7 protein-coding genes are annotated in these 12,401 nt (G+C 42.6%); all 7 read right to left on the minus strand.

All coding sequences use genetic code 11. The features are described 5' to 3' along the window. Nucleotides 1–160: 160 nt before the first annotated feature. Genes glf through glgB form a run of 7 tightly spaced genes read right to left on the minus strand, consistent with a single transcriptional unit; the run spans nt 161 to nt 12,026 of the window. Nucleotides 161–1,306 carry a UDP-galactopyranose mutase gene (gene glf, locus JMF81_RS09760; protein ID WP_243282601.1) on the minus strand — a complete coding sequence of 382 codons (1,146 nt, stop codon included), beginning with the start codon at nt 1,304–1,306 and terminating at the stop codon, nt 161–163. 21 nt (nt 1,307–1,327) lie between these two features. Then, complete coding sequence (locus JMF81_RS09765) at nt 1,328–3,253, minus strand: glycoside hydrolase family 13 protein (protein WP_201311268.1); 1,926 nt, start codon at nt 3,251–3,253, stop codon at nt 1,328–1,330. Between the two features lie 20 nt (nt 3,254–3,273). Beyond that, on the minus strand, nt 3,274–5,724 hold the full coding sequence (locus JMF81_RS09770; protein ID WP_201311269.1) for a glycogen/starch/alpha-glucan phosphorylase: 2,451 nt from the start codon (nt 5,722–5,724) through the stop codon (nt 3,274–3,276). 25 nt (nt 5,725–5,749) lie between these two features. After that, nucleotides 5,750–7,195, minus strand: a complete 1,446-nt coding sequence (locus JMF81_RS09775) for a glycogen synthase (RefSeq protein WP_201311270.1) — start codon at nt 7,193–7,195, stop codon at nt 5,750–5,752. Further along, the gene (gene glgD, locus JMF81_RS09780; protein WP_201311271.1) at nt 7,188–8,321 is read right to left on the minus strand and encodes a glucose-1-phosphate adenylyltransferase subunit GlgD; all 1,134 of its coding nucleotides are present in this window, start codon (nt 8,319–8,321) and stop codon (nt 7,188–7,190) included. The genes JMF81_RS09775 and glgD overlap by 8 nt, the downstream gene beginning before the upstream one ends. Before the next feature lie 13 nt (nt 8,322–8,334). Further along, nucleotides 8,335–9,519, minus strand: a complete 1,185-nt coding sequence (locus JMF81_RS09785; protein ID WP_201311272.1) for a glucose-1-phosphate adenylyltransferase — start codon at nt 9,517–9,519, stop codon at nt 8,335–8,337. Nucleotides 9,520–9,557: 38 nt separating this feature from the next. Beyond that, nucleotides 9,558–12,026 carry a 1,4-alpha-glucan branching protein GlgB gene (gene glgB / locus JMF81_RS09790; protein ID WP_201311273.1) on the minus strand — a complete coding sequence of 823 codons (2,469 nt, stop codon included), beginning with the start codon at nt 12,024–12,026 and terminating at the stop codon, nt 9,558–9,560. Nucleotides 12,027–12,401 lie beyond the last annotated feature (375 nt).

The raw sequence follows: 12,401 nt of genomic DNA on the forward strand, positions 1-12,401 counted from the left end.
AAACTCAGAATCCGCTCCGCTTCTTCTTCGTGAACGCAAAGCGGACAAGCCGCTTTGCGTTCCATTATACATAGAAAAGATTTTTACATCAAGTTTTATCTTTCCGCTAAAACCCCTGCAGATCATGAGGTGTCTTTTGACCTGCAGGGGCTTTCTTTCATCAATCCTGTTTTTCTTTGTCCTGAAGTTTTTCTCTCCAGAATTTTAATGCGGATTCGATTACTTTGTCCATATCATAATATTTGTATTCTCCAAGGCGGCCGCCAAAGAATACTTTTTCTTCTTTTTCTCCCAGTTCCTGATATCTGGCATATAAAGCGCTGTTTTTCTCATCGTTTACCGGGTAATACGGTTCCATACCGTCAGTCCATTCAGCCGGATACTCTTTGGATACGACTGTTTTTTCCTGAGTTCCAAAATCGAAATGTTTATGCTCGATTTTTCTCGTGTAAGGAGTTTCTCCGTCTGTGTAGTTCATGACTGCCACTCCCTGATGGTTGGATTCGTTCAGCAGTTCATGTTCGAACCGCAGGGTTCGATATTCCAGTTTTCCATAACAGTAGTCGAAATACGAATCTATCGTTCCCGTATAGATAACCTGATCTGCCATTCCTGACAGTTCTTCTTTTTCCTCAAGGTAATCCGTATCCAGGATAACGTCGCAGCCATCATACAGTTTTTCAATCAGTCCATTGTATCCGCCTTTTGGGATTCCCTGGTATGGATCATTAAAATAATTGTTATCATAAATATAACGAACCGGAAGTCTTTTTATGATAGAAGCCGGAAGATCTTTGCACTCTCTTCCCCACTGTTTCATAGTATAGCCTTTAACCAGTTTTTCATAAACATCGGTTCCTACCTGGCTGATTGCCTGTTCTTCCAGGTTTTTCGGCTCCCCTGAGACGACTTTTCTCTGGCTTTCAATGATCTCTCTGGCTTCCTGCGGTGTGCGGATTCCCCACATTTTACTGAATGTATTCATATTAAACGGGAGATTATAGATTTCACCATGATAATTGGCAACTGGAGAATTAATATAATGGTTGAACTCCACCAGACCGGAAACATAATCCCAGACTTCCCGATTGCTCGTGTGGAAAATATGAGCCCCGTATTCATGGACCATGATTCCCTCAACTTCCCTGCAGTGGATATTTCCACCCAGTACACTTCTTTTTTCTACCACAAGGCAGCTTTTGCCTTGTTTTCCTGCTTCGTGGGCAATGATCCCATTAAAGAGCCCTCCTCCCACAAGCAGATAGTCATAATGCTTTCCTGTTCCTTTCACATGTTTTTCCATCATCAATCTCCTTATCTTTCTGTTCTATACTAATTCCAGTATTTTATAATCGTACGGTCCTATCTTTTCATGAACCACCGGATCAGACAGGTACTGGATCAACGCGTTGTGCGCCTGATACGGCACTCCTTCCCTCTTTGTTCTCAGATCAAACGCCGCTCTTTCTTCTTTGGAGGAAGGATTGACCAGCATAAGAAATGCTTTGTTTTCTCCTTTTTCCCCAAACGCATCATGCCCTCCCGCGATAAAACGGACTATCGCCAGCACATTCTCATTTACCGCAAAATACATGGCGTATCCTGTCTGCAGGGCTCGTTCCCTGCTTCTTAAATCTGTCATGATCTTCAGATCATGATATGTCTTTTTATCATTTTCATAGAAGGTTCCCCGGTTAAACGGATCCATAAATCCGTGCATGCCATATTCGTCTCCATAATAAATGGACGGCATTCCCGGAATAAAAAACTGAATGGCCATGGCAAGACGGGCAAGACATGCTCCCTTCCGGTCCATTTTGCTCGTAATAACATAATCGATCTGCGCTTCCCGGGAAGGCATTGTCTCATTCATGCCGGTCGCCAGGGTCGTTCTGATCCTTGCAATATCATGAGAGGATAAAAGATTCATAACAGCATAATACAGCGGCTTCGGATAGTTGCACTGCTGTTCCAGCAGAAATTCCTGCATTCCGTAGGCATTCTTATCCCCTAAAAGATAACTTGCTGTATTAACTTTGAACGGATAGTTCATCGTACTGTCCAGTCCGCCTCCCAGCGCATACTTTCTCTTAACACCATAGCTTTCTTTTGTTGTAGCATCTTCCCATACTTCCCCGATCAGAGCATAATTTTTAAACAGACTCTTTAAGGTTTTCCGAAGAGTAAAAATAAATTCGTCCGGAAGTTCATCCGCCACATCCAGCCGGAAACCGGAAGCTCCCAGAGAAAGCCAGTGTTTGATTACAGAATCCTTGCCTGTAATAATATAATCTATAAATTTTTTATTCATTTCATCGACTTCCGGAAGAGATTCAAATCCCCACCAGCTGTCATAATTTCCTTCCTCATCAAAATGGTACCAGTCATAATACTGGGACTGGGGTCCCTGCCAGGCGCCCTTTTCAGGATAATTTCCTTTTTTGTTAAAATAAACGCTGTCATCCCCTGTATGGGAATAGACTCCGTCCAGAATAATATGAATTCGTTTTTCCCTTGCTATTTTGCAGAGACGTTTAAAATCTACATTGGTTCCGAGAAACGGATCCACTTTTTTATAATCAGATGTATTGTAGCGGTGGTTTGACGCCGCTTCCCCAATCGGGTTCAGATAAATGCAGGTAACGCCCAGCCGTTTCAGATCATCCAGCCTGGAAATGATTCCTTCTAAATCTCCTCCAAAATAATCGCATGGATCATAGAACTGCTTTCCTGGCAAAGGTCCAAACAGCGGCCGTTCCTCCCAGTCTTCATGGATGTAAACATCCCTTCCCATCCTGCGATGGTATTTTTCACCGCGTTCCAGATTTTTTGGATTTCCTTTACAAAACCGGTCCGGAAAAATCTGATACATGATTCCCCTGGACATCCACCGCGGTGTATCAAAATCTTTTTCATAAACAGTAATCTGAAAGCTGTAAGGATTCTCGCCTACCGCGATTCCCTCACCCTGGCTTCGCCCTGGTCTTGCGCCATAATAGTAATAATGGTCGCCTTCCCAAATTTTAAAATAGTACCAGACAACGCCAGCTCTTTCCGGTAAAAGAAATGTCCTTTCACAGACATCGCCTTTCATTTTCATCTTGTGCTCCCGGTGAAAATCTTCACTATATGTGATGATATCGGCACCCGTAGTTTTCTCCGGCATGCCAAAAAGGCGAAGTGTAATCTCTTCGCCTTTTTTAACTGCACCGATGGGAGTTCTGTATTTTTCTATCGAAGCATTGTGAATCATAGTCTCATCTCTAACTTTTCTTATTTTACAGGTTTTAAATTCCAGATCTTTTCATTGTATTCTTTGATTGTTCTGTCAGAACAGAAGAATCCGGATTTTGCTGTGTTCACTACAGCCATCTTCACCCATTCATCGTGGTGGTTTACATATTTGTCATATACCTTCTCGTATTCCTCAATATAGGATGGAAGATCATATAATACAAAATACTGGTCTGGCTGTCCATACTCACCAAACAGCAGAGACTGATAAAGATCGGAATATTTTCTCTTTCCAACCCTTGGAAGTTCACCATCAATCAGGCAGTTGCAGATATCCCTGATATTCGGATTTTCTTCAAATACGGTTCCCGGATTGTAAGTATGATAACGCTTCATGTTATTGATTTCATCCACTGTAGCACCGAAGATAAAGATATTTTCCGGTCCAACCAGATCATGGATCTCTACGTTTGCTCCATCCATGGTTCCCAGTGTCAGCGCACCATTCATCATAAATTTCATGTTTCCTGTTCCGGAAGCTTCCAGTCCTGCCGTAGACAGCTGTTCGCTGATATCAGCAGCCGGGATCAGCATTTCCGCAACAGATACAGAGTAGTTCTCTACAAATACAACCTGTATTTTATCTTTTACATCAGGATCGCCGTTTACCATATCCCCAATGGAATTGATCAGACGGATGATATCCTTTGCTCTTGCATATCCTGGTGCTGCTTTTGCTCCAAAGATAAATGTGATTGGTGTTGTAACATAATCCGGGTTTTTCTTTAACTGCTGATATACATAAATGATATGCAGACATTTCAGCAGCTGACGTTTATACTCATGCAGTCTCTTGCACTGTACATCAAAGATAGAATTCGGATTAACCTTAATTCCCTGTTTCTTTTCAATGTATTTCGCAAAACGAACTTTATTGTCCTGTTTGATCTGATCATATTTCTTGCAGAATGCCTTATCATCCTTCAATGGCAGAATCTTCTCAAACAATGTGTAATCTTTCAGGATATCCCCTTTTACATGGCTCTGTACAAGTTTGCAGAGTTCCGGATTCGCAAGCGCGAACCATCTTCTGTGGGTAATACCATTTGTGATTGCCAGATATTTCTGCGGATACAGATTATAAGAATCATGGAATAACTGCTCTTTCAAAATATCTCCATGCAGCTGTGATACTCCATTGACTCTGCGGCAGACTGCGATACACAGGTTTGCCATACGGATCTGATTATTTCCGATAATAGACATATAAGCAATCTTTCCTTCGTCATTTCCATAATAAGTGCGAAGTTTATTGCAGTATTTTTCATTCAGAACACAAATGATCTGGTAAATACGAGGAAGAAGAAGCTTGAACATATTCTCATCCCAGCATTCCAGCGCTTCTGACATGATCGTATGGTTCGTATAATTAAAGATCTTGCTTACGATATCATAAGCTTCATCCCATCCGAATCCTTCTTCATCCATCAGGATTCTCATCAACTCAGGGATGGCCAGTGTCGGATGCGTATCGTTGATCTGTACCACCGCATAATCCGGAAGCGTATGGAGATCTCCTCTTCTTTCTTTATGATTCTTTACAGCCAGCTGCATCGTAGCGGATGTAAGGAAATAGAACTGTTTCAAACGCAGCATCTTGCCCTGCATATGGTCATCTGCCGGATAAAGCACCTTGGAGATAACCTCTGCAAAAGCCTGATCAGCCATTGCCTTCTCATAAATTCCTTCATTGAAGGAATGGAAGTCAAAGCGCTGTTTGCTTCTTGCGCTCCACAGCCTTAAGGTTGCCGGTGTATGGCTCTTATATCCGATTACAGGGACATCATAAGGAACCGCAACGACTGTATTGTAGTCTTTATGTTCGATCTTTAATCCTTCATCTGTCCAGTGCTCTTCAATATAACCATTGAAATGGACTTCTACACTTAACTCCGGACGTTCCACTTCCCATACGTTGCCGTCCCGAAGCCAGTCATCTTCCACCTCAATCTGAGTTCCATCAATAATCTTCTGTTTAAAGAGGCCGAACTCATAACGGATACCGCATCCCATGACAGGGAGATCCAGTGTAGCCAGAGAATCCAGGAAACATGCGGCAAGTCTTCCAAGACCACCGTTTCCAAGACCTGCATCCTGTTCTTCGTCCGTGATCACGTCAAAATCAATTCCCATACGCTCAAATGCCTGTCTGTAATCATCATACAGTCCTGCATTGATCAGGTTATTGGAAAAAGCGCGTCCCATCAGGAATTCCGCGGACATATAATATAACTTTTTAGCTCCGGTATCTTCCACTTTCTTTCGGCTGTCTGCCCATTTTGCCATGATATCATCTCTGATGCATCCGGCAGCTGCCTTATAAATATCGTCATTGGTAGCATCTTCTAAAGTAGTACCTAAGGTATTAATCAGTTTATTTTCAATCTTCGTAATGATGTCTTTCACCTTATTGCTACTAACTGCTTTCATCCTCTGTTCTCCTTTCAAATTTCAGCTATAGAATGCTTTGATACATTTCCATATATTTTTTCGCAGAGTTTGCAAAACTATTGTCAGATTCCATTGCTCTGACAATCAGTCCGTGCTTTCTCTTTGGACTGTGCAGAGTTCTTAAAGCATAGCGGATTGTATTGAGCATCTCATGTGCATTGTAATTTGCAAAAGAGAAACCATTTCCAGTATCTTCAAACTCGTTGTAACTCTGTACCGTGTCTCTTAATCCTCCTGTCTCACGCACGATCGGCAGTGTACCGTAACGCAGCGCGATCATCTGGGAGATTCCACACGGCTCAAATTTTGAAGGCATTAAGAATAAGTCGCTTCCTGCATAGATCAGATGCGCAACCGCATTGTCATATGCAATATAAGAACATACTCTGCCTTTATATTTTCCTTCCATAAAACGGAAAAAGTCTTCATATTCCCGGTCTCCGGTACCAAGAATCACAAAAGCAACATCTTCTGTGCAGATGATCTCATCCAGCATATATTTTACGAGATCAAGACCTTTCTGCTCTGTCAGTCTGGTTACCATTCCGATGATCGGAACTCCCGGTGTAATGGACAATCCAAGTCTCTGTATCAGCTCAGCCTTATCCTTCTTCTTGCCGGACAGATCATCTTTATTGAAATGATATGGAATCAGCGGATCTGTTTCCGGATCGAATTCCTCTGTGTTCATTCCATTTAAGATTCCCCAGGTATCTCCTGCTCTGGCATTTAAAATACCTTCCTGACGGTATGCGAACGCCGGATCCCGGATCTCGTTTGCATAGGTAGGGCTGACTGTACTTAACCGGTCAGCAAAAACCAGGGCTGCTTTCATAAAGCTTGCGCACTCATAGTTATGCATAAATTCCGGAGTATCATATCTTGAATCAATTCCAACCCATTTCTGGAACTGTTCGAAGGCATACTCACCCTGATACATCATATTATGAATCGTAAAGATTGTTTTGGCACGTCCGACTTCCCAGTGTCCATACTGAGTTCTTAAAAGAATCGGAATCAGACCCGTCTGCCAGTCATTGCAGTGGATAATATCCGGAATGAATCCGATGCGGCCAAGAGATTCAATCACTGCGCGGCAGAAGTAAGCATACTGCTCACCTTCTGCAACGCCTCCGCGGTAAACCGCGTCTCCAAATTCACTTTCATTATCAATAAGATAATAGGTCACATCATTGTAAACCAGTTCTTCCACACCTACATAGGCCTGCCCGCCGTTAAACGCAATATAGAAGTCAGCCAAATGTCTTGTCTGTGTCGCATATTTCCACTTCATCTGACTGTGGAAAGGCATCATCACTCTGGCATCTGCTCCAATCTTATTCAGTTCTTTCGGAAGTGTGCCCATAACATCAGCCAGACCCCCAAGTTTTACAAACGGGGCGCATTCTGCTGCCACCAGCAGTACATTCAGCTTATTATCTCTATTCATTAACACTAGCTCCTTTCGGAATAAATACCGGATGATTTGCGGATCCAGCCAGATGCGCATTAGAATAAACCTTTACATGGCGGTCCAGGATCGTATGATCGATATCTGCGCCTTTCGCAACAAATCCTTCTGCCATAACGATAGAATTCTTGATCGTTGCGCCTTCCGCGATCTTAGATCCACGGAAGATAATAGAATTTTCAACCTTTCCGTCAATCTCACAGCCGCTGCAGACAAGGCTGTTGCTGATCTCAGCATCCGGTCCGTATTTTGCAGGAGCACCGTCTGCCGTTCTTGTATAGATCTTTCTCTTGCCCATGAACAGCTCATCATATACTTCTTTCTTAATCATATCCATGTTTGTATTATAATATGCTTCCATGGATGTGATGCATCCTACATATCCTTTAAACTCATATCCCTGAATATGAAGGCGGTTAAAGTTAGGAACAAGAACGTCAAAGAAGAAATGCTTCTTGTTGTGAGATGTTGCTTCCTGAATAAAATCAAGCAGGAGGCTCGTCTTCATAATGTACACATCCATGCTCTTCTTATTGGATCTGTGTTTTGACTCTGCATAGCACATATCTGTTACGCGTCCGGTGTCATCTGTCACCATATATACACCATCCTGATCCACATTTGTCGTATCATTGGTGTTGTCAAAATACATCAGAGAAATGTCTGCGCCGGATTTGATATGTTTATCCAGCATATCATTAAAGTCTGCGTTAAATACAACATAAGAACGTCCTAAAAGTACATACTGTTCTTTCGCGTTTCTCAGGAAATCTGCCGTTCCTCTTAATCCGTCCATAACGCTTGCGTATTCTCCTGATGGAGATGTTCCGGAAATATACGGAGGGAAAATATACAAACCTCCGCGTTTTCTGTTAAGACCCCAGTCTTTTCCAGATCCTACATGTTTCAGTAAGGAATCATAATTTCTTCTTGTCAGGATACCTATATTCTTAACACCTGCGTTTACCATATTGCTCATCAGGAAATCGATCGTACGATAACGTCCTCCTACCGGCACCGCAGATAAACTTCTTTTGCGAACCAGGTCCTGTAATCTTCTATTTTCTTCTCCTGCATTAATAATGCCTAACATCTGATTATCCATATTTCAATCCTCCCTAATGTAAGATGGTGTCTGGGTAGATCATTGCACCGTCTTCAACAACCGCATTTTCCAAAGCTACACTGTGGCATCCGATTACCGTTACACTGTTGCCTTCACCGACCGTACATCCCTGTTCGATCACAACTTCTTCATCAATCAGCGCTTTATCGATCGTACAATTGCTGCGAATGATGCTGTCTTTCATGATCACGCTGTTTTTCACAACGCTTCCTTTTCCGACTTTTACGCCTGAATGAATGACACAGTTCTCCACATCACCTTCGATATAACATCCGTCAGCAAGGACACAGTTCTTTACTGTGGCTCCTTCTGCGACAAAGTGCGGCGGAAGTGCATAGTTTCTTGTGTAGATCTTCATCTTCTCATCGTTCAGGTCAAGCTGAGGATTCTCATCCAGCAGTTCCATGTTTGCTTCCCATAAGCTGTCGATGGTTCCTACATCTCTCCAGTATCCTTCGAAAGAGTAAGCGTACATCTTCTTTCCTTCTTCCAGCATGCGCGGAATAATATTCTTTCCAAAATCATGCTCTGATTCCGGATCATTGGCATCATCAATCAGGTACTGACGAATCAGCTTCCAGTTAAAGATATAGATACCCATGGAGGCCTTTGTGCTCTTTGGCTCTGCCGGTTTTTCTTCAAATTCATAGATTCGGTTGTCATCATCTGTATTCATGATTCCGAAACGTTTTGCCTCTTCATATGACACATTCAATACAGAGATGGTGCAGTCTGCTTCTTTCTCTTTATGGTAATCCAGCATTTTGTCATAGTCCATGCAGCAGATCTGGTCACCAGACAATACGATAATATATTCAGGATCGAAATTATCTACAAAATTAATGTTGCGATAAATGGCATCCGCTGTTCCGCTGTACCAGTCACCGGAATCCCCACGTACATAAGGAGGCAGTACATAGGCGCCGCCATTCAAACTATCTAAATCCCATGATCCTCCAGTTCCAATATAAGAGTTTAACTCTAAAGGCTCATACTGTGTCAAAACCCCTACCGTGTCAATACCGGAATTTGCGCAGTTGGAAAGCGGGAAATCGATAATCCTGTACTTTCCGCCATAGGCCACTGCAGGTTTTGCCTTCTTCTGAGTCAATGCGAACAATCTGCTTCCCTGCCCTCCAGCTAGCAGCATCGCAACAATTTCTTTCTTGTTAATCATAACTCTTCCTCCTCCTTTATTCGGATCAAATTATTTTCTTATTTTTTATTTTTTTGTGTGGTCGTTTCTTTTTTTTCCCCTTTCTCCTTTTCCTCTTTTGTGCTGTTTTCTGGTTGCTTTTTTATTGCAGCTTTTGCTGCTGTTTTTTCCTGTTTTAACGCAGTCGTATCTGCTGCCGCTTTCTTTTCCGTTTCCTTCTTAACGGCTGCTGCAGGTTTTTTAGCTTCTTTTACTTTGCTTTCGACTTTCACCGGCTCTTTATCTTTCGTGTCTTTCTCCGGGGCAGTGTTCTTTGCCGGTTTCTTATCTTCTGTCTTTTTCACTGTCTCTTTCGCCTGGGCAGGCTGAACCGCTTTCTTCGTTTCCTTTACAGGCTCTGATGTTTTCTTCTTTGCCTGTACAGGTTTTTTATCGGCTTTCTCTGCCGCTGCTGTCTTTTTCTCTTCTGTCTTCTTCGCCGCTGCTGTTGTCTTTGCCTCAGTTTCTTTCTTAACAGCCGCCGCTGTCTTTTTCTCTTCTGTTTTTTTCGCTGTCGTCTTCTTTGCCGTTGTCTTTCTCTTCGCTGTCTTTCTAGGTTTCTCTTCAATCTCTTCTACTTTGTAATAGACAACACTCAGTGCTTTTAAAGAAATATGGGCCGCATTGTGATAGTATCCTTTTCCATCTTCTCCTACAGCTCTGACTCTCTTTGTTCTTGCCTTATCTTCACTTACATCTCCATCGCCGCCGAAATCAAGTTCGCTGCTGTCCAGGATCTTTGTAAGTTTGGCTTTTGCCGGCATCGGGATCTCGTAGTTATCCCATTCCATCGGAGTAAAGTTGCATACACAAAGAATCTGCTCCTGTTTTTTGCCTCTCTTCTTTCTTCCCTTACGGATGAACGCTACAACACTGTGATCCGCGTCTCTCTGCAGGCACCATTCAAATCCTTCCGGACTCATATCCAGTTCATAGAGCGCAGGCTCATTCTTATACAGATCATTCAGTTTCGCAACGTACTCATGGAAAGAATGATGCATTTCGAAATCATCGATCAGGAACCAGTCAAGCTGCTGTTTGTCTCTCCATTCCACAAACTGCGCGAATTCACCGCCCATAAAGAGAAGTTTCTTGCCCGGATGCGCATATGTAAATCCATAAAGCGCCCGGAGTCCGGCAAATTTTTCTTCATAAGATCCATACATCTTATTGATCATAGAACCTTTGCCGTGTACAACCTCGTCATGAGAATACGGCAGGATATAATTCTCGCTGTAGGCATAATCCATGGAGAATACAATCGCTCCGTGATTATCTTTTCTGAACAGAGGATCCAGTTCCATGTAGTACAAAGTATCATGCATGTAACCCATATTCCATTTGTAAACAAATCCCAGTCCGTCCGGATCATCAATATCGCTTGTCACTTTCGGGAACGCAGTTGATTCTTCCGCGATCGTAAGGAATCCTTCATATGTTGAGCGGAGCGCTGTGTTCAGATTCTGCAGGAAATCAATAGACTCATAATTGATGTTGGTTCCGTCTTCATTCGGAACATATTCACCTTCCTGTTTTCCAAAATCAAGATACAGCATTGCACTGACCGCATCGATCCGGATTCCGTCAATGTGATAAATATCCGCAAAGAACATCGCGCTGGAAATCAGGAAGCTCTGCACCTCCGGTTTTCCATAATTAAAGAGCAGTGTTCCCCAGTCCGGCTGACTTCCTTTTCTCGGATCCTCATGATCATAAATGTGTGTTCCGTCAAACATAGCCAGGCCATGTTCATCTCTCGGAAAATGTGCCGGCACCCAGTCTAAGATCACTCCGATTCCGGCTTTGTGAAGCTCGTTCACCATATAGTTGAAATCTTCCGGAGTTCCATATCTTGCTGTGACCGCATAATATCCGGTAACCTGATATCCCCATGAAAGATCATACGGATATTCCGTGATCGGCATCATCTCCACATGGGTGTATCCCATCTTCTGCAGATATGGAATCAGCATATCCGCAATCTCCCGGTAATTGTAGAATTCCCGTTCTTCATTTTCCGGCATTCTCCAGGTTCCAAGATGCATCTCATAAATAGACATCGGCTGATCCAGAGCCTGTTTTTTCTTTCTCTGGTTAATAAAACGTTTATCTGACCATTTGAAATCATCAAAATCCCAGATTTTTGAAGCAGTCGCCGGTCTGCACTCAGAATAAAATGCAAACGGATCGCTCTTATAGCGGCATACTCCATCGTATCCTTCGATATAGTATTTGTACAGGTCCCCCTTCTTCAATCCTGCTATCTCGATTGTATAAATTCCGTCTTTGTCACCTTTCATCGGATGAGCCAATGGATTCCAATAATTGAAATCGCCAACCACGCTCACAAACTTTGCGCTCGGTGCCCAAACGGTAAACCGGTGAGTTTTTGTTTCTTTCTGGTAATGGCATCCAAAGGTTAAATAGGCTTTTCGTGCTTTTCCAGTCTGAAACAAATACAAGTCATCACGATTGATAGCTTCATTCATAATTACAAGTTCCTCCTTCTCACTCTTGTTTGTCATCATTTCACTTCACTGATGTCAATACTGAAAACCAATTCCCGCCATCCTTGCAAAAAGCAGGATTTCGAATGGTTCAGACCCCGTCTTATGATATCTTTATTCCTCTGCAGGTCTACAACGCAAAAAGCGTAAACGGCCTTTTACTGTCTGCTCTTGTAAAATGGCTCATTTACGCTTCTTGGTTATATCAAATATCACACGATGTATAGCAAAGAACGTGACATGTTGTCCGCTTACAAGACACTGAATTTTTACCTATCGTTTTCACATCATTACTATACCAAATTTTTAACAATAATTCAATAAATTGAGTAAAATAAATATCTTTCTTACTCACCA

It is taken from the genome of Anaerostipes butyraticus (genome assembly GCF_016586355.1).
In the GTDB taxonomy this organism is placed as follows: domain Bacteria; phylum Bacillota; class Clostridia; order Lachnospirales; family Lachnospiraceae; genus Anaerostipes; species Anaerostipes butyraticus.